This is a genomic window from Flavobacterium ginsengisoli, assembly GCF_029625315.1.
In the GTDB taxonomy this organism is placed as follows: Bacteria; Bacteroidota; Bacteroidia; order Flavobacteriales; family Flavobacteriaceae; genus Flavobacterium; species Flavobacterium ginsengisoli.
This window is the reverse complement of sequence record NZ_CP121110.1, coordinates 4,538,619-4,562,774: the sequence shown is the minus strand read 5'-3', so window position 1 is coordinate 4,562,774 and position 24,156 is coordinate 4,538,619. Positions and strand designations below refer to the sequence as shown.

18 protein-coding genes, 5 pseudogenes and 1 riboswitch are annotated in these 24,156 nt (G+C 33.0%); of the genes and pseudogenes, 14 read left to right on the top strand and 9 right to left on the bottom strand.

Annotation, left to right across the window (positions count from 1 at the left end; all coding sequences use genetic code 11):
- Position 1 precedes the first annotated feature (1 nt).
- The 6 genes and pseudogenes from cobT to P5P87_RS21600 all read left to right on the top strand — a co-directional run bounded on the left by cobT (position 2) and on the right by P5P87_RS21600 (position 7,073).
- A pseudogene (gene cobT / locus P5P87_RS21630) lies at positions 2–1,680 on the top strand (nicotinate-nucleotide--dimethylbenzimidazole phosphoribosyltransferase).
- Between the two features lie 56 nt (positions 1,681–1,736).
- Positions 1,737–2,166, top strand: a pseudogene (locus tag P5P87_RS21620) (transposase).
- Positions 2,167–2,584: 418 nt separating this feature from the next.
- Positions 2,585–3,370 (top strand): adenosylcobinamide-GDP ribazoletransferase, encoded by a 786-nt coding sequence (locus tag P5P87_RS21615; RefSeq protein ID WP_278020580.1) that lies wholly within the window; start codon positions 2,585–2,587, stop codon positions 3,368–3,370.
- The gene (gene cobC / locus P5P87_RS21610) at positions 3,355–3,888 is read left to right on the top strand and encodes an alpha-ribazole phosphatase (protein ID WP_278020579.1); all 534 of its coding nucleotides are present in this window, start codon (positions 3,355–3,357) and stop codon (positions 3,886–3,888) included. Before P5P87_RS21615 ends, cobC begins: the two co-directional genes overlap by 16 nt.
- A gap of 65 nt (positions 3,889–3,953) precedes the next feature.
- Positions 3,954–4,163: riboswitch (cobalamin riboswitch) on the top strand.
- Positions 4,164–4,190: 27 nt separating this feature from the next.
- Positions 4,191–6,044 carry a TonB-dependent receptor plug domain-containing protein gene (locus P5P87_RS21605; RefSeq protein WP_278020578.1) on the top strand — a complete coding sequence of 618 codons (1,854 nt, stop codon included), beginning with the start codon at positions 4,191–4,193 and terminating at the stop codon, positions 6,042–6,044.
- 3 nt (positions 6,045–6,047) lie between these two features.
- Positions 6,048–7,073, top strand: coding sequence for a YncE family protein (locus P5P87_RS21600; RefSeq protein WP_198858186.1), 1,026 nt, complete (start codon positions 6,048–6,050; stop codon positions 7,071–7,073).
- 80 nt (positions 7,074–7,153) lie between these two features.
- Here P5P87_RS21600 and P5P87_RS21595 read toward each other — a convergent pair whose 3' ends face one another.
- Complete coding sequence (locus tag P5P87_RS21595) at positions 7,154–8,614, bottom strand: S41 family peptidase (protein ID WP_198858187.1); 1,461 nt, start codon at positions 8,612–8,614, stop codon at positions 7,154–7,156.
- 167 nt (positions 8,615–8,781) lie between these two features.
- On the opposite strand from P5P87_RS21595, the pseudogene P5P87_RS21590 reads away from it, so the two are divergent.
- The 5 genes and pseudogenes from P5P87_RS21590 (at position 8,782) to yiaA (ending at position 11,373) form a co-directional block, all read left to right on the top strand.
- Positions 8,782–9,290: pseudogene (locus P5P87_RS21590) on the top strand (RNA polymerase sigma factor).
- Positions 9,277–9,739: pseudogene (locus P5P87_RS21585) on the top strand (hypothetical protein). Before P5P87_RS21590 ends, P5P87_RS21585 begins: the two co-directional pseudogenes overlap by 14 nt.
- A 17-nt stretch (positions 9,740–9,756) precedes the next feature.
- On the top strand, positions 9,757–10,284 hold the full coding sequence (locus P5P87_RS21580) for a DUF4252 domain-containing protein (RefSeq protein WP_198858190.1): 528 nt from the start codon (positions 9,757–9,759) through the stop codon (positions 10,282–10,284).
- A gap of 1 nt (position 10,285) precedes the next feature.
- A complete protein-coding gene (locus P5P87_RS21575; RefSeq protein ID WP_278020577.1) occupies positions 10,286–10,825 on the top strand; it encodes a DUF4252 domain-containing protein in 540 nt (179 codons plus the stop codon).
- 149 nt (positions 10,826–10,974) lie between these two features.
- Positions 10,975–11,373 carry an inner membrane protein YiaA gene (yiaA, locus tag P5P87_RS21570; RefSeq protein ID WP_278020576.1) on the top strand — a complete coding sequence of 133 codons (399 nt, stop codon included), beginning with the start codon at positions 10,975–10,977 and terminating at the stop codon, positions 11,371–11,373.
- A 304-nt stretch (positions 11,374–11,677) separates the two neighbouring features.
- On the opposite strand, the gene carB is transcribed toward yiaA, so the two are convergent.
- Both carB and rpmH read right to left on the bottom strand, forming a co-directional pair.
- The gene (gene carB, locus P5P87_RS21565) at positions 11,678–14,533 is read right to left on the bottom strand and encodes a carbamoyl-phosphate synthase large subunit (RefSeq protein WP_278020575.1); all 2,856 of its coding nucleotides are present in this window, start codon (positions 14,531–14,533) and stop codon (positions 11,678–11,680) included.
- Positions 14,534–14,678: 145 nt separating this feature from the next.
- Positions 14,679–14,840, bottom strand: coding sequence for a 50S ribosomal protein L34 (rpmH, locus tag P5P87_RS21560; RefSeq protein ID WP_008464848.1), 162 nt, complete (start codon positions 14,838–14,840; stop codon positions 14,679–14,681).
- 169 nt (positions 14,841–15,009) lie between these two features.
- Here rpmH and P5P87_RS21555 point away from each other — a divergent pair, with 169 nt between their 5' ends.
- A complete protein-coding gene (locus tag P5P87_RS21555) occupies positions 15,010–15,525 on the top strand; it encodes a DUF2892 domain-containing protein (protein ID WP_198858193.1) in 516 nt (171 codons plus the stop codon).
- Positions 15,526–15,853: 328 nt separating this feature from the next.
- Here P5P87_RS21555 and P5P87_RS21550 read toward each other — a convergent pair whose 3' ends face one another.
- Positions 15,854–16,510, bottom strand: a complete 657-nt coding sequence (locus P5P87_RS21550; RefSeq protein WP_278020574.1) for an alpha/beta hydrolase family protein — start codon at positions 16,508–16,510, stop codon at positions 15,854–15,856.
- 292 nt (positions 16,511–16,802) lie between these two features.
- On the opposite strand from P5P87_RS21550, the gene P5P87_RS21545 reads away from it, so the two are divergent.
- Entirely contained in the window at positions 16,803–17,105 is a 303-nt protein-coding gene (locus P5P87_RS21545; protein WP_233074199.1) for a GNAT family N-acetyltransferase, read from the top strand.
- Here P5P87_RS21545 and P5P87_RS21540 read toward each other — a convergent pair.
- The 3 genes and pseudogenes from P5P87_RS21540 to P5P87_RS21530 form a co-directional block, all read right to left on the bottom strand.
- Positions 17,102–18,533 (bottom strand): annotated as a pseudogene (locus tag P5P87_RS21540) (anion permease). The gene P5P87_RS21545 and the pseudogene P5P87_RS21540 sit on opposite strands and share 4 nt — an antisense overlap.
- Before the next feature lie 20 nt (positions 18,534–18,553).
- Positions 18,554–19,708 (bottom strand): porin, encoded by a 1,155-nt coding sequence (locus tag P5P87_RS21535; protein ID WP_278020573.1) that lies wholly within the window; start codon positions 19,706–19,708, stop codon positions 18,554–18,556.
- Between the two features lie 236 nt (positions 19,709–19,944).
- Positions 19,945–21,579: an ABC-F family ATP-binding cassette domain-containing protein gene (locus P5P87_RS21530; RefSeq protein WP_278020572.1), complete on the bottom strand. Its 1,635-nt coding sequence runs from the start codon at positions 21,577–21,579 to the stop codon at positions 19,945–19,947.
- A gap of 244 nt (positions 21,580–21,823) precedes the next feature.
- On the opposite strand from P5P87_RS21530, the gene P5P87_RS21525 reads away from it, so the two are divergent.
- Positions 21,824–22,267, top strand: a complete 444-nt coding sequence (locus P5P87_RS21525; RefSeq protein WP_278020571.1) for a PepSY-like domain-containing protein — start codon at positions 21,824–21,826, stop codon at positions 22,265–22,267.
- A gap of 143 nt (positions 22,268–22,410) precedes the next feature.
- On the opposite strand, the gene P5P87_RS21520 is transcribed toward P5P87_RS21525, so the two are convergent.
- Both P5P87_RS21520 and P5P87_RS21515 read right to left on the bottom strand, forming a co-directional pair.
- On the bottom strand, positions 22,411–23,586 hold the full coding sequence (locus P5P87_RS21520; protein ID WP_278020570.1) for a GlmU family protein: 1,176 nt from the start codon (positions 23,584–23,586) through the stop codon (positions 22,411–22,413).
- A 161-nt stretch (positions 23,587–23,747) separates the two neighbouring features.
- The gene (locus tag P5P87_RS21515) at positions 23,748–24,002 is read right to left on the bottom strand and encodes a type B 50S ribosomal protein L31 (protein ID WP_111363726.1); all 255 of its coding nucleotides are present in this window, start codon (positions 24,000–24,002) and stop codon (positions 23,748–23,750) included.
- Positions 24,003–24,156: the final 154 nt, after the last annotated feature.

Below are 24,156 nucleotides of genomic sequence, written 5' to 3'. Positions count from 1 at the left end.
CATGAGTAATTTAGACGATATATTAAAATCCCGCAGAGACACACGCCATTTTACAAACGATGAAGTTCCAGACGAAGTAATTCAGAAAGCTTTACAGGCTGGACATTGGGCGCCTTCTGTTGGGCTTACTGATGCTACACGATATTATCTCATTAAATCGGATGAAGTAAAAACGTCTATTAAAAAACTGTTTTTAGATTACAATAAAAAAGCCGAAGAGCGTACCGATAATGCAGAACAGAAGGAACTTTACAGATCGCTAAAACTAGAAGCGATCGAAGAAGCGCCAATCGGACTTATTATTGCTTATGATCGCTCCGTTTTAAATCAGTTTACGATTGGAACAATTGGGAGTAACGAAGCAGTAAAATTCAGTTCAGTTTGTGCGGCTCAAAATATTTGGCTTTCGCTTACAGAACAAGGTTACGGAATGGGCTGGGTTTCGATTTTAAATTATTATCAGTTTAAAAAAATACTTGATTTACCCGAAAATATAGAACCGCTTGGTTATTTCTGCATCGGAAAACCAGCCACCAATTATAACAATCAGCCAATGTTGCAACAGTTGCATTGGAAACAAAAATCGGAAGCTCCCATTTGTAATGAAATCAAAGAAATTCATCAAATAAATGTTCCAGATTTTGATTTAAGATCAGAAAATGAAATCAAAAACAAATCTGATTTCAATAAACGTTTACAAGAAAAAATAGATTCAAAAACAAAACCCGTTGGTTCTTTAGGAATGCTGGAATCTCTAGCTTTTCAAATGGCAACTGTTTTTGAAACTTTGAATCCGAAAATCGAAAAACCTAACATTGTTGTTTTTGCAGCCGATCACGGAATTGCCAATCACGGTGTAAGTGATTATCCGCAAGATGTTACACGCCAAATGGTCAATAATTTTCTAGATGGCGGCGCTGCCATAAATGTTTTTTGCAATCAGAATAATATTGAATTATCAATTGTAGATTCAGGCGTCAATTACGATTTTCCAACCAATGCAAAATTAATCGATGCAAAAATTGCAAAAGGAACTCAATCCTTTTTACATGTTCCTGCAATGAGCGAATCTGAAGTTTGGTTGTGTTTGGATAAAGGAAAATCGATTGTTCAAAATATTGTAAAATCTGGTTCGAATTGTATTGGTTTTGGCGAAATGGGAATCGGAAACACTTCAACTGCTTCTGTTTTAATGAGTATTCTAACAGGTTTTCCTATTGAAGAATGCATCGGAAAGGGAACTGGAGTTGAAAATGAAAAACTGCTTCTAAAACAAAATTTGCTCAAAAAGCAATTGATAATTATTCCGGTCAAACCGAATTAATAGCGCAACTTTCCTATTTTGGTGGTTTTGAAATTATTCAAATGTCTGGAGCAATATTAGAAGCTTTTGAAAACAAAATGCTAATTCTAGTCGATGGTTTTATCTGTACTATTGCTTATCTGATTGCTTTTAAAATAAATCCGAACATACAGCAAAATGCTGTTTTTTGTCACTGTTCTGCCGAAAAAGCACATTCAGAATTATTAAATTATTTAGAAGCAAAACCTATTTTAAACCTCGATTTGCGCTTAGGCGAAGGAACTGGTTGCGCTGTTGCTTTTCCAATTTTAAAATCAGCTGAAGCTTTTTTGAATGAAATGGCTAGTTTTGAGAGCGCGGGAGTAAGTAGGAAATAACTTTCTTTTGCTGTTTAAAGTTTATAACTTTGAATTTCTAATTGAAATTATTAAAAATGCCTTTTACCAAAATTTATATTCATTGTGTTTGGAGTACCAAAAACAGATTTCCGTTTTTAAATTCAATTCATCTTCGCCAAAAAGTGTGGGATCACATAAAAGAAAATGCAATAAAGAAAGAAATTTATCTTGATTTCATTAGCGGATATTCTGATCATTGTCATTGTTTAATTTCATTAGGAAATAATCAGACTATTCAGAAAACAATACAGCTTTTGAAAGGAGAATCTTCATACTGGATTAATAAAAATCAATTAACGAAAGATAAATTTGAATGGCAGGATGAGTATTTTGCTGTTTCAGTTTCAGAATCTATTGTAGATAAAGTTCGAGATTATATTAAAAATCAAGAAGAACATCATAAAAAAAACATTTCAAGATGAATATAATGAATTTATGATCAAATTTGGATTTACTAATCTCTAAAGTTTGGCTAAAGCCTCATTCTTTGACATTTTCTCAACCTCCAGATAAATCTGGAGGCAATTCAAAAAAATAATATGATTTAATTTTGAAAAAGAAATTCTAATATATTTAGATTTACAAATACAAAATGAATTGCCAACATCTTTAGATATTGGTTTAATATTGACTCCCTAAAAGGGCTTTAGCCAAATAATCATAATCAAATGAAATATGAAGAATTTATAGTCAATTTGGATTCAAGCAATCCTAAAAAAATTTGGCTAAAGCCTTTATTAGTAACTATAAACAAACCAACATCTAAAGATGTTGGCAATTCATAGAAATCTTTTTTTTAATTTTATTTTGAATTGCCTCCAGATTTATCTGGAGGTTATAAATTTGCTCCCAAAAAGGGCTTTAGCCAAACAATCATAATCAAATGAAAAAAGAACTACACATTTTCTTCACCTGTTTAATGTTCTACACCAGAATTCCATGTCCAAAAAACATTACGCATCATCCAGATTATTTAAATAAAGCCACAAGATATTTCCCATTTATTGGATGGATTGTTGGCGGTATTTCTTTTTTAGCTTTTTATCTTTTTTCATTTTTTCTTTCTTCAGAAATTGCTGTCATACTAGCAATCATTACTTCTATTTTAACCACAGGCGCTTTTCACGAAGACGGTTTTGCAGATGTCTGTGATGGTTTTGGCGGAGGCTGGACTAAAGAAAAAATCTTAATGATAATGAAAGACAGTGCAATTGGAGCCTACGGAGCAATCGGATTGGTTTTGCTTTTTTTACTAAAATTTAAATTGCTTGCAGAATCCGTTTTACTTTTTGCAAATAATATTCTTCTCATTTTCCTTTTGTTTATTTCTGCTCATTCATTGAGTCGACTTGCCGCAATAAGCATTATTTTCACACACGAATATTCTCGTGACGATGCTTCGAGCAAAAGCAAACCAATTGCAAAACAATATACTTGGAAAGAAGTTTTTGGATCTTTCTTTTTTGGCTTAGTTCCGTTAATTGTATTTTCTTATTTCGATTTGAAATTTCTGCTTGCTATTATTCCTGTTTTCATAACGAGATATTTTCTAGCGCGCTATTTTCAGAAATGGATTGATGGTTATACTGGAGATTGCCTTGGCGCAACACAGCAAGTTTGCGAAGTTGTATTTTACTTAAGCATTTTATTTTTATGGAAATTTATCTAGTTCGTCATACCGAAACAGTTTGTGAAAAAGGAATTTGTTACGGACAATCAGATGTTGATATTGCAAAACCTTTTGAGGAAATTTTTAGCAGAATCATTTCAGAATTACCTTCAGAGGCGATTATCTTTTCTAGTCCATTAAAACGTTGTGTTATTTTAGCCAAGCACATTCAAGAAAATATCAAAACCATTTCGTATCAGGAAGACGAACGCTTAAAAGAAATGAATTTTGGTGATTGGGAATTGAAAAGCTGGAACGAAATTCCGTCAGAAGAGCTCAATCCTTGGATGGAAGATTTCGTGAATATCAAGGTTTCAAACGGAGAATCTTTTATTGAATTACATGAAAGAGTTGGCCATTTTTTGTCGGAAACACTTTCAAAAATAAATCAGCCAACTGTAATTGTTGCACATGCAGGAATCATCAGAAGCATTTTATGCCATCAGAGTTCGCTTCCATTAAAAGACGCCTTCAATAATAAAGTTGATTTCGGAGAAGTTATAAAAATCAGTTTTTAATGCTAATTATTTATAATTTTTCATGAAACCTAAAACAAATTTGAATAATCAATATTTTTAACTTTATCTTTGCGACAAATTAAGGTTGTGTTTTTAATTTAAAAAATACATTAAAAGGGAATCAAGTATAATTCTTGAGCTGTACCCGCAACTGTAAGCTAAGTTCAAAAAAACGAACGCTTGCTGTAAACTACAAACCACTGTCACGCCGCGCGCGATGGGAAGGTAAACAGCAAGACGCAAGCCAGGAGACCTGCCTTTATAACAAATATCAAACTCTCGGGAAAAAGAGTGAAGAAATTATGACTTTAAAAAGATTTTTTACTTTTTGTTTATTTGTTGTGTGCCAGATTATTTCGGCGCAGAACGATTCTATTACCAGTCTGAAAGAAGTTTTTGTTTCAGATAAGAATTTAAAAACCTATTCGGCTTCACAATCTGTTTTAAAACTGAATGATTCTATAATCAATAAAAACGAGGCGCTCCTAACCGATTTATTGAACTTTAATTCGACTTTATATTTTAAAGAATATGGACGAGGAATGCTTTCTACGGTTTCTTTTAGAGGAACAACTTCTTCGCAAACAGCTGTTATGTGGAACGGAATAAACATTAATTCTCAAATGAACGGAAGTACCGATTTTAATACTATTTCGGGCTCAGATTATAATTCAATAAGTGTAAAAGCAGGTGGTGGAAGTGTAATTTACGGAAGCGGCGCAGTTGGAGGTACTGTGCATTTAAACAACGATTTGTTGTTTTTTAATCGTTTTGAGAATAATTTAAGACTAGATTATGGCAGTTTTAATACAATTGGGATTAATTACAAAACTTCTATTTCAAATAAAAAATGGAGTACCCAAATTGGCTTTTCTAAAAACAGCTCAACAAACGATTATAAATACTTAGATCGCTATACATGGAGAGGTGAACAGCGATGGAACCAAAATGGGCAATACGATATTATTACGTTAAATGCCAATGTGGGTTATAAATTCAATCAAAATCATATTTTAAAACTGTACAGCCAGACTTCAAACACTGACCGCAATACTTCTTTGGTTACAGAATCTGAAACGAAAAGCAAATACATAAATGGTTTTAACCGAAATTTATTGGAATACGACGGAAATTTTGGAAAATTAAAGACTAATTTCAAAACCGCTTACATTTTCGAAAACTATCAATATTTTGCCGATAATTCTTTAAAAAATTATACATACGGAAAAACGGAGAACTTGATTACTAAGCTTGACGTCGATTATCATTTATTTAAAGAGACACATATAAACGGAATTGTAGATTACAGTCGAACAAATGGTTACGGAACTAGTTTTGGAAGCCATATTCGTGAAATCAGTTCTGTCGCTTTGTTGGTTAGACAAGATTTTGGCGCTAACTGGAAGAACGAACTTGGGGTTAGAAAAGAATTTACAGACAATTACAAATCTCCAGTTTTATTCAATTTAGGATCTTCTTATAAATTCAATAATTGGTACAATTTAAAACTGAATGTTTCTAGAAACTTTAGAATTCCAACTTACAATGATTTGTATTGGAATCCAGGAGGAAATCTAGACTTAAAACCCGAAAGTTCTTATCAGGGAGAAATTGGTAATGTTTTTACATTCAAAAACCTGACTTGGACGCAGAATTTTTATTATATGAAAATTACCGATATGCTGCAATGGGTTCCAGGCGCAAACGGTATTTGGACTCCTAAAAACCAAGATAAAGTAAACAGTTATGGAACCGAAACCATGCTGAGTTGGAAAAAAAGTTATGGCAAAAACATTTTTGCCGCAAATGCTACTTATGCTTACACGGTTTCTCAGGATGAAAAAACTAAAAATCAGATCTTTTTTGTTCCGTTTAACAAAGCAACAGGAGCAGTTTCATATTCTAGAAATAAAATAAGCGCTTATTATCAAATTCTTTACAACGGATTTGTTTATACAAGAGCCGATAATAATCCTGATGAAATCATTAATGATTATACAATTTCTAATGTCGGAATCGATTATGATCTTAAATTTTTAGATTCTTTCAAAATAGGTTTTCAAGTTTTGAATCTTTTAAATAAAAACTACGAAAGTCTAGAAAGCAGACCAATGCCAGGTCGAAATTTCAATATGTATTTAACCTTAAAATTTTAAAATATGAAGTTTAGCAAATTACTTTTAATAGCGTTAAGCATTTCGTTATTCGCTTCTTGTTCAAGTGATGACAACGATGGTCCGAAAGGCGCTTACGACAATGGTTTTTTTATTGTTAATGAAGGCGGTTCTACTTCTGGAACAGTATCTTTCTCTAGCAATGATTTCAGCATATTTACAAAAGACGTTTATGAAACAGAAAACGGATCTGATGTACTTGGGAAATTTATTCAGAATATCTTTTTTGATGGAGACAAAGCATATATTATTGCTGGCGGATCAAACGTAATAAACATTGTAAATCGTTATACTTTTAAGTTAATTACTAAAATTGACAGCGGCTTAGTTAATCCTAGATATGGTGTTATAAAAGACGGTAAAGCTTATGTAACAAATGCAAATTCATACGATTCTGTTACAGATGATTATATTGCTGTAATTAACTTGGCAACTAATGTTGTTGAATCCAAAATTTCATTAAACACAACGGCAAACAGAATTGTAGAAGAAGGCGGAAAATTATACATTACAGATCCAATAGGAACTGACAAACTTTCTATTTACAATCTGAACACAAAAACTTTAGAAACTCCAATAACAATTGGTTCTGGTTCAGATTCTATTGAAGAAGAAAATGGAACTCTTTTTATCTTACGTCCTTCTTTTACTGAAAGTAGCGAAATTATAAAAGTTAAAATCTCTGACAAATCTGTTTCTAAAATTACAATTCCAGAATCTCAAGGGGTTGCTGGGTTTTTAGACATAGAAAACAACCAAGTTTATTATACAGTAGGAAGCTCTGTGTATTCAATTACAACTTCTGCAACAACAGCAGCTACTACTCCGCTTTTTACAGCTAATCCAGAGATTGGATACCTTTACGGATTTGCAGTAAAAAACAACCGTGCTTTCTTTGCTGATGGGAAATTTACTCAAGACAGTAAAGCTTACATCTACAATTTGTCGGGAACTCTACAAAAAGAATTGACTACTGGAATAGGTACGAACGGATTCTACTTTAACGATTAATTTTATCCTTAGAATTAGTTTTTGTTTTTTATGGAAAAGGCTTTCAGAAATGAAAGCCTTTTCTATTTATTAGATTTTTATTAAAAATTCTTTGGAGCATTCTGAAAATACATTCCGTGTCTTAATCCGTTTATGATTTTTGAATCAGTTAAATAAGGCAGATCCAGTCCAGAATCATTAGAAATTGTTTTAGCAGTAGATCCCGTAATTTTTGAAATAGCCAAATTAAGCAAAGGCTCAGATGTTTCTCCTAAAACACCATAAGTATCCAAATATTCTTTCTGCGGATAAGTAGGCTGTAAACCTTGAGTATAGTCTCCAAAACCGGCAGAATTTGAGATTTTAAAAACCAAAGGTTGCATTGCATATTTATGATTTGCATTGATTCCTTTTTTAGTAAACAAAGTTTCAGAATCATAAATAGTATACGAACCAACATTTTTACCTGTTGTAGTTTCTCCAATCTGAACTACATTAATATAAGGTGCTAATCCATTAATAACCAATTCACTTGCAGATGCTGTACTTGCAGTGGCAATAATGTAAACCGTACTTAAATTTAAACTGTTTAAAGCTTTACCATCAATATTATTTACAAATCTGTAATTCAGACTTTCTAAATCATCAGCAGTCATATCTTTCATCCACTTTGTGTTAAACTGCGTTTTAGCAAAAACCTGATTATCAAATTGCCCTGTAATCAAACTAGCAAGTCTAATTGCTGAAGGAACGGCTCCTCCTCCATTATATCGAAGATCTAGAATTAAATCGGTAACTCCTTGTGTTTTCAATTCGCCAAAAGCCTGATTTAATTTATCGTCATAGCTTGAATAAAAGCCATTATACATTAAATAACCTATTTTATGACCTCCCGAAGGAATCACTTTGCTAATTAAAATCGGGTTTTCTTCTAAAACAGTTTTTGTCAAATCAACCGATTTTCCGTTCAAAACATAACCGCTACCATTATAATCAGCCAAGTTTAGCGTATAGCTATCCTTATTGAACAATAAATCTTGATAATTAGAAACAGTAAGTTTTACTCCATTCACACTTGTAAATAAATCACCGCGTTTAATTGCTTTAGTCGAAGCATCTGAATTTGGAATAATATATCGCACAAAACCTACCACATCATTCGATCCTGAAGATACGCGACTCAATCTAAAATCTACACCATTATTTTTTGTGACACCGCTTAGTTCCTGTTCCAAAACAGTATAATCTTCAACAATCCAGCTGAAACGATCAATTGCGTCTCCATTTGGATATTTACTTACCGGTTTGTTCAATAAAGCTTCAAATAAATCTTCGGGCTTAGAATACCCTCTTAAGAACTGATTAAAATCGGGTTGCAGATTACGGCCATCGGCTAGATTTGGCACATCTTGTTGCCATAAATAGACTTCATTTAATCCTCTCCAAATAAAATTATTAATCTGTAAGTCTGCTGGAGCTGCAACATCATCCTGATCTTCACAAGATTGCAAGGAAAATGCGAATAAAAAGAGAAAAAGAACGCTCTTTAAAGTTGTTTTCATATCGTGTAGGTTATCTATATTATGAATAACGTAAAAGTAGTATCTTTAGTTTTAGCTTCATCGATCAAGCAGTATTTTTTTATATAAAAAATATTTTCTTTTTTGTTGTAACAAATATAATTACACCTCGTCTTGAATATATAAGCTAACGATTAACCATCAGATTAATGAACCAAGTTGTATTTATAGAATTAATAAATCCTTTTAAAGACAAAGTTTTTCGTCTGGCAAAAAGATTGCTTACAAGTACTGAAGAAGCAGAAGATGCAACTCAGGAAGTAATGGTAAAATTATGGAACAAAAAAGACAATTTAGAGAACTATAATAGCGTCGAAGCATTGGCAATGACCATGACCAAAAATTATTGTCTTGATCAATTAAAATCTAAAAGAGCCAGTAATCTGCAGATTGTTCATAACAATTTTACCGATCGGCAGCCACAATTGGATAAAAAACTAGAAGATCAAGATAGTTTAGAATGGGTCGAAAAAATTATAAATGAAATGCCAGAACAACTGCAATTATTAATTCAGCTTCGAGATGTAGAACAATATGAATTTGAAGAAATAGCCAAAATCGTAAATATGAACGAAACGGCAATACGAGTGGCGCTTTCGAGAGCAAGAAAAAAATTAGAGAATCAATGACAAATACACACCTTTATGGAACTAAATAAAATAGAAGAGATATTAGAAAAATACTTTCAGGGAGAAACTTCTATTGCCGAAGAAAATCAATTAAAAGAATATTTTTCTTCATCCAATGTTGCGCAAGCATTTGGAGCAATACAAACCTATGTTTAACTATTTCTCTCAAGCAAAAGAACAAAAATCAACGTATGAAATTCCACTACAATCTAAGAAACGCAATGTAGCGTGGTTATCGATTGCGGCATCAGTTGTTGTTTTGCTAGGAATTGGAACCTACTTTTTTATGAGCGAGCAAAAAGATACAACTGCAGTAGCTTCGCAAACAGAATTAGGAACCTATAACAATCCTGAAGAAGCCTTGAAAGCTACGCAAAAAGCTTTGGCCTTATTATCAACACATGTTAATGTAGGTATTGAAAGTGTGCAATACATTAACGAATATGAACAATCAAAAAACAAAATTTTTAAACAGTAATTAAACAAAAAATTGTCATGAAAAATTTCATTATAACTTTAGTATTCGCATTTGTTACCACAACTTTTTACGCACAAGGTGCTTTTGACAAATTTGACGGTCAAGATGATGTGACTTCGGTAATTGTAAATAAAAAAATGTTTGATTTAATGAGTAAAGTAAAAGTTGACGCTTCTGATAAAGAGACGCAACAATATATTGCTCTAATCAAAAAGTTAGATTACTTAAAAGTCTTTACCACTAAAAACCCAAAAATCGAAGCCGATATGAAAGCTACTGCCGATAAGTATGTAAAAACTGCTGGTTTAGAAGAATTAATGCGTGTAAATGATAGCGGGAAAAACGTTAGAATAATGGTAAAATCTGGAGCTACAGACACTCAAATAAAAGAGCTTTTAATGTATGTTGACGGTGCAAAAAACGATGAAACTGTTTTATTATCTTTAACTGGTAATTTTGATTTAAACGAAATTTCAGTATTAACAGATAAAATGCAACTTCCTGGAGGAACAGACTTAAAGAAAGCTTCTAAAGGCAAAAAATAACATGAGAACAAATATTTTCATCATAGCAGTTACAGCTCTCCTAACATTAGGAAGCTGTAATTCTGAACCAACATTACAAAAATATTTTGTTGAGAATTCGGAGAAAAAAGATTTCATAGCATTAGATGTTTCGCCAACTATTCTAAATGTTGATCAAACGTCTTTATCAGCAGAACAAAGTAAAGCTTTAAACTCATTTGACAAAATGAATATTCTCGCTTTTAAAGCCGACCAAAACAATCAGGCAGAATTTGAAACAGAAAGAAACAAAGTAAAAGCCATATTAAAAGATCCGAAATATCAAGAATTAATGAAAATTGGTTCCGGCAAAGATGGTGCTACTGTAAGCTATGTTGGAAGTGATGACAATATTAAAGAGTTTGTTATTTTCGCCAACAGAAAAGAAAATGGCTTTGCAGTAGTTCGTGTTTTAGGCGAAAATATGAATCCAAATAACATTATGACTTTAATGTCTGTTTTACAGAAATCTAAAATAGACATGGAACAGTTAAAACCTTTAGAACAATTGCTTAAAAAATAAAAACATCTTACTTTTTAAATGAGAAAAGCTCCATAATTGGAGCTTTTTCTTTTTGCTTATTTGAGAGATTTTACTGAACAAAACAATTGCTATTTGTTTTGTCCTGAATCTAATTTAATTATATTTGCTTCTTACCAAAATAATAAATTATGATACAAAAAACATCAAATGCCTTTATCGCGGCATCTTGGGTTGCCCTTGGAGCAGGAACAGTTGGCTTTATTGTTGGACTTGCCAGAGCTGAAATGCTTTTAAACGAAAAAGGATATTATTTCACTGTTTTAATGTTCGGACTTTTTGCCGTTGTCTCTTTACAAAAAAGCGTAAGAGATCGATTAGAAAAACTTCCTGTTACTGATATTTATTACGGAATCTGCTGGTTTGGAACATTATTATCAATCGTTCTTCTAGTTGTTGGATTATGGAATGCAACGATTCTTCCAAGCGAAAAAGGTTTTTATGCCTTTGCCTTTCTACTAGCATTATTTGGTGCTATTTCAGTACAAAAAAATACAAGAGACAACATGAACTTTAATCAAAACGAATAGGATTTATAATTAAAATACTAAAGGGGCTGCTTCAAATACTGAGACAGCCCCTTTGTTATTTTATCCTTTTAATGAAACACAACTTTAACTTTGTATTTTTATATCTAGCTTTCATTCCGTAGGAATGTCTCATCGGTAGAAAAAAAACAGCTAATAGCACTATTTACGTTCCTACGGAACGTAACAACGACAACAACACAATATTTCTACTACCAACAAAATGTTCCTACGGAACATCAAAACGTATAAAACAAAAAAAGCTCCAATTTTCATTGGAGCTTTTCTTTTATATTAAAATCTGAGATTATTTACTCAAATACATTTTTCTTCTAGAGTACAATTCGTAGAATTGATCGTCTTTTAAGTCATCAATAAACAAGATGCTTTCTCCTGTCGATTTCATTTCTGGTCCTAACGCTTTGTTTACGTTCGGGAATTTGCTGAAAGAGAAAACTGGTTGTTTGATTGCGTATCCTTTTAATTGTGGATTGAAATCAAAGTCAGTTACTTTATTGTGACCTAACATTACTTTTGTAGCGTAGTTTACATAAGGCTCTCCGTAAGCTTTTGCAATAAACGGAACCGTTCTTGAAGCTCTTGGATTTGCCTCGATGATGTAAACTGTATCATCTTTAATCGCAAACTGAATATTGATTAAACCTACAGTTTTTAAAGCTCTAGCAATTTTATGCGTATGATCTTTAATTTGTTGCATTACAAATTCTCCTAAGTTAAAAGGAGGCAATGTTGCGTTACTATCTCCAGAGTGAACTCCACAAGGCTCAATGTGCTCCATAATTCCGATGATGTAAACATTTCCATCAGCATCACAGATTGCATCAGCTTCAGCTTCGATTGCTCCAGCTAAGTAGTGATCTAGTAATAATTTGTTTCCTGGAATTGCTTTCAACAAATCGATAACGTGCTCTTCAAGCTCTTTTTTGTTGATTACAATTTTCATTCCCTGACCTCCTAATACATAAGAAGGACGAATTAAAAGTGGGAAATCTAAAGTATCAGCCAATTTCGAAGCTTCATCAGCCGTTTCAGCGATTCCGAATCTTGGGAAAGGAATATTTAATTCAGTCAATAAATCTGAGAATCTTCCTCTGTCTTCTGCTAAGTCAAGTGCATCAAAACTAGTTCCGATGATTTTCACTCCGTATTTAGATAATTTATCTGCTAATTTAAGAGCTGTTTGGCCACCTAACTGTACAATTACACCTTCTGGTTTTTCGTGTTGGATGATGTCATAAATATGCTCCCAGAAAACTGGCTCGAAGTATAATTTATCAGCTGTGTCAAAGTCTGTAGAAACCGTTTCAGGATTACAGTTGATCATGATTGTTTCGTAACCGCATTCTTTTGCGACTAAAACTCCGTGTACACAAGAATAATCAAACTCAATTCCTTGTCCAATTCTGTTTGGTCCAGAACCTAGAACGATTACTTTCTTTTTATCTGTCAGGATACTTTCGTTATCTACATAACGCTCTCCATTTGCTTTTTCGATTTCTGCCTCAAAAGTTGAGTAGTAATATGGTGTTTTAGCTTTAAACTCAGCCGCACACGTATCAACCAATTTGAATACACGGTTGATGTTCATGTTCATACGTAAAGTGTGCACTTCACTTTCTAAACAACTCATCATGTGAGCGATTTGTCTATCTGCAAAACCTTTTTGTTTTGCCTCAAGTAATAATTCTTTTGGAAGATCAGAAACTTTGTAGTTTGAGATTTCTTTTTCTAAAGTATAAAGCTCTTCGTATTGCTTCAAGAACCACATGTCGATTCTTGTAATTTCGTGAATTGTGCTTAATGGAATACCCATTGCAATTGCATCGTAGATTACGAATACACGATCCCAACTTGCATAAGTTAGTTTTTCGATAATTTGTTCGTAATTTTTGTATCCTTTTCCGTCAGCACCTAAACCATTTCTCTTAATCTCTAAAGATTGAGTTGCTTTATGAAGTGCTTCTTGGAAAGAACGTCCAATTCCCATAACCTCACCTACAGATTTCATCTGAAGACCTAAAGTTCTGTCTGAACCTTCAAATTTATCGAAGTTCCAACGTGGTATTTTTACGATTACATAATCTAAAGTTGGTTCGAAAAGAGCCGAAGTCGATTTTGTAATTTGGTTTTGCAATTCATCTAAATTGTATCCTAAAGCTAGTTTAGAAGCAATTTTAGCAATTGGATATCCAGTCGCTTTTGATGCTAATGCAGAAGAACGAGATACACGAGGGTTAATTTCGATTGCTACGATATCTTCTTTTTCGTCTGGTGAAACTGCGAATTGTACGTTACATCCTCCAGCAAAATTTCCGATACTTCTCATCATTAAGATAGCGTAGTCACGTAATTTTTGGAAAGTTGTATCAGATAATGTCATCGCTGGTGCTACCGTGATAGAATCTCCAGTATGAATTCCCATTGGGTCCATATTTTCGATAGAACAGATAATTACAACGTTGTCATTTTTATCTCTTAAAAGCTCTAATTCGTACTCTTTCCATCCCATCAAAGCTTTATCAATTAAAACTTCGTGAATTGGAGAAGCTTCTAGTCCACGAGTTAAAAGCTCATCAAAATCTTCTTTTTTGTAAACCACAGCTGCTCCAGTTCCTCCTAATGTAAACGAAGGACGAATTACAAGCGGGAAACCAAATTCCTGAGCAATTTCTTTTCCTTCAAGGTAAGAAGTAGCTGTTTTTGCAGGTGCAGTTGGCACATTAATTCTTTCTAAAAGCTGTTTAAACTGTTCCCTGTCTTCAGTAATATTAATAGCATTTACATCAACACCGATTAATCTCACTCCGAAATCTTGCCAGATTCCTTTTTCCTCAGCTTCCAAACACAAGTTCAAAGCAGTTTGTCCTCCCATTGTTGGCAAAACTGCATCAATTTGTGGATGTTCCTTAAGAATTTCAATAATCGATTTTGTCGTTAAAGGTTTCAAATAAATATGATCGGCCATAGATGGGTCGGTCATAATCGTCGCTGGATTCGAGTTAATCAAGATAACCTCAATTCCTTCTTCACGAATCGAGCGTGCAGATTGAGATCCCGCATAATCGAATTCGCAAGCTTGGCCAATAACAATAGGTCCTGAACCTATAATTAAAACTGATTTTATTGATGTGTCTTTAGGCATTTTGTATGTATTGTGTAGTTATTTACGATTTTAAAAAACTGTTCTAGTGCGTTAAAAACTAGAAAGTTGAGAAAATTTTTACCGACAAGGTATAAAAAAAGGCGATACTAAAAAAGTAATCGCCTTATGTATGTTTATACAAACATTATTTTTTGTGTCTAGGCTCGCTAGAAACAGTTAATTTATGTCTTCCTTTTGCTCTTCTACGCGCTAGAACTTTTCTTCCATTCGCAGAAGCCATTCTGTCCATAAATCCGTGCTTATTTCTTCTTTTTCTTTTCGATGGTTGAAATGTTCTTTTGCTCATTGCTTTGTATCTTTAAAAATGGTATCTATTAACTCGTTTATTTGGTTTTGGATATCGTTGTTCAAAAACCGAGTGCAAATATACAAAGACTTTTTTTTCTGGCAAGCACTTTTATAAAAATATTTTTAATTCCTTTTACTATCTTTGCAATCACAAATTTACAATAATTATGTTTCACAAGAATATTAAACTTATTTTGGCCGGACTTCTTGTAGTGGCGGGCATTTGGCAATTTACAGAGAGTAATATTGGGAATGGTATATTCCTTATCTTACTGACTGCAATTCCAATTTTTCTTTATTTTAAAAACGAATTTATCCTTTTAGCTTTCCTTAAATTAAGAAAACAAGACTTTGCAGGGGCTAATAAATGGTTATCATATATCAAAAATCCAGAAGGTGCATTAGTAAGAAAACAGCAAGGATACTTAAATTACTTACAAGGCATTATGTTATCTCAAACCAATATTAACCAAGCAGAGAAACATTTCAAAAAAGCAATCGAACTTGGACTATCAATGGATATGGATTTAGCAGTAGCTAAATTAAACCTTGCGGGAGTTGCAATGTCACGCAGAAGAAAATTGGAAGCGACTAATTTACTTAACGAAGCTAAAAAATTAGACAAGCAAGGCATGCTGAAAGAGCAAATCACGATGATGAAAGAACAAATGAAGAAAATCTAATTTTCTAAATTACAATATTAAAAATCCCAAATTCCAAAAGGAGTTTGGGATTTTTTTATTGTAGATTATTGAATTTAGATTTCAGATTTATTCTCCACTAAAGATTTTCCATATAGTTTGTCATCCCGAGGAACGAGGAATCTCCGCAAGAAACTCCGCAAAGTAAATTACCAATCTTTGTCGAGCTACTTGCGAAGATTTCTCGCTACGCTCGAAATGACAAGATTGCTTGCACATTTTCTTAAATACATCTTTGTATAAGTTTAAAACTTTAACAAAGATTACAAATCCTCAAAGTATTGGAATTTGGAATTTAAAAATTGGAATTTTATTCCAAAATTATCGAAGGCAAATTCTCATTCAGCCATTTATACTTATTGAGAATCATAATATGAGTTCCTCCTTTAACTAAAATGCATTTATCAATATATTTAATCGGAAAAACATCATCTTTATCTCCGTGAATATGTACTACATTTTCATCAATTTTATCGCGATCCCATAGAATTACACTTTCTACAGCCCATTGCAGATAACCTAAATCGCGCACAGATAAAAATTTCTCGTATAATTTAATCCTCTTATTAACCTTTTCGCCAAAAGAAAATTTAGCCAATTTTTCAATATTTAAAATTAATTGCATCGGGATTAACTTATAAGCTTTAGTAGTCTTTCCTATTTTCATTCTTCTCGGAAATTCCAGATTGCTTCGAACGCTCGATATAATAATTACTTTTCGTGTTTTTATATGTTTAGAAATTTCCTGCACTAGAATTCCGCCAAAAGAAACTCCAATTAAAACAGGATTTTCATCTTTTATATTTTTACTAATTCGAAGCGCATAATCAGATAAAGATTCTTTCGGATTCGGAATTTCCCATTCCAAAAGATGCATTTCAAAAACAGTTTCATCCAATTTTATTCTTTCAAAAATAGATGAACTCGCCGCCAAACCTGGCATAAAATAAACTGGAATTTTACTCATAACATTAAAATGAAATTACCATTAATACATTTATTCTAAAAAAATAAAGTTACTTTTTTTAATATCATGATAATCAAATTTCAGACCTATTTTACAGAGATTCGAAAAAAATAAAACTTTGAAACAATAACTTAAACTTTATAGTTGCAAAAAATAATTCAATATTGAAAATCAAATGATTACCTTTGCATTTCCAAATATTTTTTGATTTTAAACCTTATAAAGAATTTTCTTTCAAGAATGTTTTGGGGCCCAAATTCACTATTTACCAATAACCTAACAAGAAATTACTATGGAAACATCTGTAACTATGGAAATCAAAGACAACACATTTGCACGCCAATTCGAAACTGTCATCCCTGAAGGAATGTTAGCAGTTGAGTATCAATTTCAAGAGAAAAAAATCTTCTTAACCAAAATCAAAAAGCCTGATTCGTACGAAAACGAAGAAACAATTAACACTTTACTTAAAAATGTTTTAGACTTAAGTTCTGAAAAAAATTACAGAGTAGTTCCTATTCACCCAAAAATTGTTTCGTTTTTTAAAAAAAATCCTAGATATAAAGAACTACTTCCTCCTGGAATTAGAATTTAAAAATATCCAATAAGTCGGAGCCATAATCCTCCAATTACCATATAAATTAAGAGCATAACCAAACCGGTTATAAGCCCTTTGACCCACCAGCTCTTTAGGTCAACGTAGCCGCTCCCGAAAAATACGGGTGCCGGACCGTGACCATAATGAGTTAAAGTTCCGTAAAGAGATCCGACAAAACCAAGCATAAATGCGAGCAATAGTCCTGGAATTCCAAGCGAAACCCCAACACCAAGCAAGGCTGCGTACATTGCTCGCAACGTGCGCAGTTGCACTTGCAAAAAGGTAATGACTAAAGAAATAAACCAATATAATAATCGGAAAAGCCATTTGCCAGCTTAATCCGCCAATTTGCGCTTTTACCAAGTCACTGAACCACGCTATAAAACCTAATTCGTTAAGCGAACTCGCCATCATTACCAAAACAGAAAACCACACAATAGTGTCCCAAGCTCCTTTTTCGGCTTTTACATCTTCCCAAGTTAAAACTGAAGTTAAGAGCAAAATCACTAATCCGATAAAAGCTGTTGTTGTAGCATCAATAGAAAACAAATCTCCCGTCATCCACAAGAAAAGCAGAATAAAAAATGTCAGCAACATCATCCATTCGTCTCTTGTAATGGCACCCATTTCTTTCAATTTCTGCATGGCAAGCTGTGGCGCATCACCGGTTTTCTTTAATTCTGGCGGATAGATTTTATACAAAACAAAAGGAATTACAATAAAAGCACATAATCCTGGAACAATCGCTGCTGCTGCCCAAGACATCCAAGTTATTTTTATCCCTAAATTAAGTGCAAATTTCTGGCACATAGGGTTACTTGCCGTTCCTGTTAAAAACATAGAAGATGCAATCAAATTCATATTATAACTATTCAAAGTTAAATATGCTCCGAGCTTTCTATGTGTTTCTGGTTTATCGGGCATTGAGCCAAAACTCATCGACATTGATTTCATAATCGGATAAACGATTCCTCCTCCTCTAGCGGTATTACTCGGAACAGCTGGCGCTAAAACCAAATCTGCCAATCCTAAACCATAAGCTAGTCCAAGAGAACTTTTTCCGAATATTTTTATGAATAGAAAAGCAATTCTATTTCCAAGACCTGTTTTTATAAATCCTCGTGCAATGAAAAACGAAATTCCGATCAGCCAGATTACTTTATCGCCAAATCCTCTTAATGCCATTGTTATCGACTTTCCAGGATCTCCAGGAGCCAAAACCTGAGACATTGCCGTTAAAGCAATTGCTATCATACACATAGTTCCCATTGGAGCCGCTTTTAAGATGATTCCTAAAATAGTAGCCACGAAAATGGCAAATAAATGCCAAGCTTCTGGAACAACACCTTCTGGCGCTGGAATAAACCAAATGGCAACTAAAACTGCCAGCGTAATTAAAGTCTGAGGAATTTTTACTTCTTTCATAAAAACAAAAATTAAGTGAATTAAATTCTAAGTCGCAATTGAATTAAAAACAGGTTATCGTTATAGGTTGATGTATCTGGAATACTTTTATCAAATCTGTCAATTTCAAATCCCATTTCGATACGGCCTGTGTACGATTTTCCGAATTCTAAACTAACCATTGGCGTGTAAGTTTTTCGAACATTTGAATCGATTTTGTAACTCGGATCAAAAGATTCATAGCGACAAGATACTTCAAGCGCTGTAAGTTTATTGTAATTTATCTCGTATCTAAAATTTGGCAGAAAATATATTCCTCGCATTTGATAATCGGCTACATTGTCTGTTCGAGCCTCAACTGGTAAAGAATAATATAAATTATGGTTTGTTCCTTGCTTAAATTCTATCTGTAAATCAAAACTAAGTTTATCGGTCAATTTAAAATCGCTGGTAATATCGGCTCCAAATGCAAAAACATCTTCTTTAAAGACTTTTCCGAAACCTCCATTTAAACCTAGATTAATTTTATGTTCTTTTGACAAACCAAAAACCCATCTTGAAGAATACTGTTTTCCGTTGTCTTTATCCATTTCCGTATTTTTTCCATTTCCATTTAAAATCGAAACAGCATAATTCACTGGAATTTTCCCTACATCAAAAGCTCCTGTTGCCGATGCTCCTATCTGAAAACTTGTCCATCCATTTTTTCCAAATTCATAATACTGATTTGAAAAATCGAAAGATTTAATAATATCTACAGGAACAAGCTCCTCAATACCAAAGGCAGGTCGAAACTGCCCTCCTGTTAAGGCTATATATTTATTAAAAGTATATTTTCCGTAGGCATTCTCCAGAACTTTACCTTTTGGATCTGATTTAAAATCGGCTAAATTGACCAGAATTACAATTTCTGTAGTTTCGCTTAATTTGGTATTCAATCCGACACGCATTCTTTTTATATCAAAAGAGCTTTGAACTGCATCTCCTGTTGAATGATGCGTTCCTAAAACGTCTACATTATCTCCAAAACTCTCTAAATATCTTGCTTGAAGAAGGCCTTTTAATTGAAATTGCGGATATTTTACTTCTTCGGTTTCTTTTTTATCAGCTCCCTGATTCAAATCTCCTTGGGCATGCAAAAAAAATGGAGCTGTAAGGAAAAGGAACAAAAATGGCATTAGTAGACTTTTATTCATAGGCTTAAATTAAATGAAACAGTAATGCTTATATAGTGATTTAAAAATCAGCTCTTTATTCTTGAGATCAAAAAACTTAACTGCTTATAGTCAATGCGAAATGGGAATACTAAAATAACAAAAAAAGAGATTTTATGTAAAAAAAATTGCATTAAAATACTGTTATTAATATTACAGCAAAAAAAAAGGCACAAGTAATGAAACTTATGCCCTTTAATTTTTTTATTGAAAAGATACTATTTCTCTATTTCTCTCATAGAATCCATTTTCTTGTGTGCTAAGAAACCAGCTACATCCTCAAAATGCTCTTTAACCCTTTTATTCCCGAATTCGAAAACTTTAGTAGCTAATCCGTCAAGGAAATCACGGTCGTGAGAAACTAAGATTAAAGTTCCATCAAAATCACGTAAAGCATCTTTAATAATGTCTTTGGTTTTCATATCCAAGTGATTTGAAGGCTCATCCAGAATCAACAAGTTTACTGGCTCCAACAATAATTTAATCATTGCCAAACGCGTTTTTTCACCTCCAGAAAGCACTTTTACTTTCTTTGTAATATCATCTCCTTGAAACATGAAAGCGCCTAAAATATTTTTGATCTGCGTTCTAATATCTCCAACCGCAATACTATCAATTGTTTCAAAAATTGTAGCATTTTCATCTAATAATGCCGCTTGATTTTGAGCAAAATATCCGATTTGCGCATTATGACCGATTTCAACACTTCCAGAATCAACGCCAATTTCTTTCATGATTGCTTTAATCATTGTCGATTTACCTTCACCATTTTTTCCAACAAAAGCCACTTTTTGTCCGCGTTCGATTACGATGTTTGCATCTTTAAAAACTACGTGATCTCCGTAAGCTTTAGACATTTCTTTTACAATAACAGGATATTGACCAGAACGTGCCGCTGGCGGGAATTTTAAACGCAATGCAGATGTATCAACTTCATCAACCTCTACTATTTCAAGTTTCTCAAGCATTTTGACACGAGACTGAACTGCATCTGTTTTAGAAAATGTTCCTCTGAAACGCTCAATAAAAGCACGATTTTCAGCAATCATTTTCTGTTGTTCATCATACGCTTTCTGCTGATGGATACGGCGGTCTTTTCTTAATTCTAAATAATGAGTATATTTCGCTTTGTAATCGTAAATTCTTCCCATCGTAACTTCGATAGTTCGGTTTGTAATATTATCTACAAACGCTCTATCGTGCGAGATTACCACAACTGCTTTTGCTTGAGTCAATAAGAAATCTTCTAACCATTGAATACTTTCAATATCCATGTGGTTAGTAGGCTCATCTAGCAAAATCAAATCTGGTTTTCTCAACAAAATCTTAGCCAACTCAATACGCATTCTCCATCCTCCTGAAAATTCTGAAGTTTGACGTGCGAAATCTTCACGCTCAAAACCTAAACCAATTAGAATTTTCTCAACTTCAGCTTCGTAATTCACTTCTTCAATAGCATAAAATTTCTCGCTTAAGTCAGAAACTCTTTCGATTAATTTCATGTATTCATCACTTTCATAATCAGTACGAACTGTCAATTGCTCATTGATTTCATCTATCTCTGCTTTCATTGTAAAAATCTCACTGAACGCTTTAGATGCTTCTTCCATCACTGTTGCGCCATCTTCAGTAAGCAAATGCTGTGGCAAGTAAGCAATTACAGCTTCTTTTGGAGACGAAATGCTTCCTGTTGAAGGTTTATTTACACCAGCAATTATCTTTAAAAGTGTAGATTTTCCCGCACCATTTTTACCCATAAGGGCAATTTTATCATTTTCATTTATAGCAAAAGAAACATCGCTAAAAAGTGTAGTTCCGCCAAACTGAACCGAAATATCGTTAACTGTAATCATTTGTCTTTGTTAATTTGTTTAATCGGTTAATCGTTTAGTAGACTACCCATTTTTTTCGTCTTGCAAAGATAATTTAATTAGATAATTAGGCAATTTGAAAATTAGATAATTTTGAAAATGTGTCAATTAGATAATCTGACCTCTTAAATAATACCTAAATCGCGACAAACGAAACCCAAATGGTTTTCTCATATTTCAATTTTTTAATCTTACCTTGTACTATAATTTTAAAAATCAGCAAAATATGAAAACGAAATTAAAACTGACTATTTACTTAATTGCAGGATTAATATTTGGACTTTCTGCAAATGCACAAAAAACTGTAATCAAAAAAGAAGCTTTACCAGCAAATGCTCAAGCTTTTTTAAAGACGCATTTTGGCTCAAAAAAACCGAGCTACATATTAGAAGACAAAGAAATTCTTTCTACAGAATACAAAGTTAAGTTTGGAGATGAAATAAAAATTGAATTCGATAAAAAAGGAAACTGGAAAGAAGTTGACGGCAATAGCTCTAAAATTCCAAAATCTATTGTTCCTAAAAAAATTGCTTCTTACATCAAATCAAACTTTCCTAAGGAAAAAGTAACCAAATTAGAAATTGGAAGTTCTGGTTATGAAGCGAAACTTACTAACGGTTTAGAATTAAAATTCAACCTGAAAGAAGATTTTATTAAGATTGACAAATAATTTTTAGCCACAGATTATAGGATTCCACAGATTTTTTGATCTTTTTAATTTTAATCTGTGGCTGAAAAAAATAAACCCGACAAGTCTCTAAAACCTGTCGGGTTACAAAAATTATCTCATTGTCAAATTGACCAATTATCTAATTAGTCTTTTCTCCATTTTTTAGTTTCTTCAAAAATATGCTCCATAATTGCGACTTCTGTTGCATCAAACTCTATATTTCTTCGACTCATCACCAACCTTGCAGTTTCAAAAGCTTTTTTAGTCACATAAGTTGTAAATCCTGCCGCGCCACCCCAAGAAAAACTTGGAACAAAATTGCGAGGGAATCCGCTTCCGAAAATATTAGCGCTTACACCAACAACAGTTCCTGTATTAAACATAGTGTTGATTCCGCATTTACTATGATCTCCCATCATTAAACCGCAAAACTGAAGTCCTGTTTTAGCAAAACCTTCTGTTTCGTAGCTCCATAATTTTACTTCTTCGTAGTTGTTTTTTAGGTTCGAGTTGTTAGAATCTGCACCGATATTGCACCATTCTCCTAAAACAGAATCACCTAAAAACCCTTCGTGTCCTTTGTTAGAATTAGCAAAAAGAACTGAGTTTTTAACCTCGCCGCCTATTCTAGATCCTGGCCCAACAGTTGTTGCCCCATAAACCTTAGCCGACATTTTTACCATAGCGTTTTCGCATAAAGCAAATGGCCCTCGAATTACAGTTCCTTCCATAATTTCAGCATTTTTACCTATATATATAGGACCCGTTGAAGCATTTAAAGTTACGAACTCTAATTTTGCTCCTTCTTCGATAAAAATATTTTCTGGTGCTATTACATTTACACTTTTAGGAATTGGTCGCGAAGTGCGATCTTCAGTCAAGTACTTAAAATCCTGACGGATTGCGGCATCATTTTTAGAGAAAATATCCCAAGTATGTTCGATTGTTATACAATCTTCGTTGTATTGAATAATTTCATAAGAATCAAAATCGACTTCTTCCTGATTTTCGCTTGCAAAAAATGCAATTACATCTTCGCCTTTAAAGATTGCTTGGTTTTCTGTTAAATTAGAAACCATCTCTGCAAGAGCATCATTTGGCAAATACGCTGCATTGATCATTACGTTTTCTTCTAATTCGACCATTGGAAATTTCTCCGATAAATATTCCTCTGTTATGGTAGTGATTGTCGAACCTAGGTATTTTTCCCATTTCTGGCGAATCGTCATAATTCCGACTAAAATATCAGCTACAGGTCTAGTAAAAGTAAAAGGTAATAAAGCATTCCGAACGGGACCGTCGAAAAGAATGTAGTTCATAAATAATTGAGTGTTTGTTAAAATTTGATTTGGTTACCTGGCTTCAAAGTTACAAATATTTTACTGTTTTAATTCAAAACCATATTAACGGAAAGTAATATTTAACGCATAAAAAAAGCCTTCCAGAGTTTGGAAGGCTTTTGTATAATGTAAAACAGCTATTATTTTTTAGCGTGTTTAGCGTATTTAGTTTTGAATTTATCAATACGTCCTGCAGTATCGATAAGTTTAGATTTACCAGTATAAAATGGGTGAGATGTTCTAGAAATCTCCATTTTTACAACTGGATACTCAACTCCGTCAACTTCAATTGTTTCTCTTGTATCTGCAGTAGATTTAGTGATAAAAACCTCATCGTTAGACATGTCTTTAAATGCAACTAATCTGTAATTTTCTGGGTGAATTCCTTTTTTCATCTTTTCTTTTATTTATTGTTTTAGAGCATTTTCATTTTGAAGCTTTTTCATGGCTAGAAAAAGGTGTAAACAAATACTACTCTTTTTTGTTTAAAAATTTAATTATTTTTGAGTGTGCAAATTTACAATTCTTTTTTAATAAACAAACAGTTAG

Excerpts from the sequence above, each read along its gene's own strand:
- P5P87_RS21595 (WP_198858187.1), bottom strand. The coding sequence starts at position 8,614 with ATGAAAACAACTTTAAAGAGCGTTCTTTTTCTCTTTTTATTCGCATTT.
- P5P87_RS21545 (WP_233074199.1), top strand. The coding sequence starts at position 16,803 with ATGGAAACATCTGTAACTATGGAAATCAAAGACAACACATTTGCACGC.
- P5P87_RS21515 (WP_111363726.1), bottom strand. The coding sequence starts at position 24,002 with ATGAAAAAAGGAATTCACCCAGAAAATTACAGATTAGTTGCATTTAAA.
- P5P87_RS21525 (WP_278020571.1), top strand. The coding sequence starts at position 21,824 with ATGAAAACGAAATTAAAACTGACTATTTACTTAATTGCAGGATTAATA.
- P5P87_RS21600 (WP_198858186.1), top strand. The coding sequence starts at position 6,048 with ATGAAGTTTAGCAAATTACTTTTAATAGCGTTAAGCATTTCGTTATTC.
- carB (WP_278020575.1), bottom strand. The coding sequence starts at position 14,533 with ATGCCTAAAGACACATCAATAAAATCAGTTTTAATTATAGGTTCAGGA.
- P5P87_RS21520 (WP_278020570.1), bottom strand. The coding sequence starts at position 23,586 with ATGAACTACATTCTTTTCGACGGTCCCGTTCGGAATGCTTTATTACCT.
- P5P87_RS21575 (WP_278020577.1), top strand. The coding sequence starts at position 10,286 with ATGAGAACAAATATTTTCATCATAGCAGTTACAGCTCTCCTAACATTA.
- P5P87_RS21530 (WP_278020572.1), bottom strand. The coding sequence starts at position 21,579 with ATGATTACAGTTAACGATATTTCGGTTCAGTTTGGCGGAACTACACTT.
- P5P87_RS21555 (WP_198858193.1), top strand. The coding sequence starts at position 15,010 with ATGTTTCACAAGAATATTAAACTTATTTTGGCCGGACTTCTTGTAGTG.
- P5P87_RS21535 (WP_278020573.1), bottom strand. The coding sequence starts at position 19,708 with ATGAATAAAAGTCTACTAATGCCATTTTTGTTCCTTTTCCTTACAGCT.
- P5P87_RS21550 (WP_278020574.1), bottom strand. The coding sequence starts at position 16,510 with ATGAGTAAAATTCCAGTTTATTTTATGCCAGGTTTGGCGGCGAGTTCA.
- yiaA (WP_278020576.1), top strand. The coding sequence starts at position 10,975 with ATGATACAAAAAACATCAAATGCCTTTATCGCGGCATCTTGGGTTGCC.
- P5P87_RS21580 (WP_198858190.1), top strand. The coding sequence starts at position 9,757 with ATGAAAAATTTCATTATAACTTTAGTATTCGCATTTGTTACCACAACT.
- P5P87_RS21615 (WP_278020580.1), top strand. The coding sequence starts at position 2,585 with ATGAAAAAAGAACTACACATTTTCTTCACCTGTTTAATGTTCTACACC.
- cobC (WP_278020579.1), top strand. The coding sequence starts at position 3,355 with ATGGAAATTTATCTAGTTCGTCATACCGAAACAGTTTGTGAAAAAGGA.
- rpmH (WP_008464848.1), bottom strand. The coding sequence starts at position 14,840 with ATGAGCAAAAGAACATTTCAACCATCGAAAAGAAAAAGAAGAAATAAG.
- P5P87_RS21605 (WP_278020578.1), top strand. The coding sequence starts at position 4,191 with ATGACTTTAAAAAGATTTTTTACTTTTTGTTTATTTGTTGTGTGCCAG.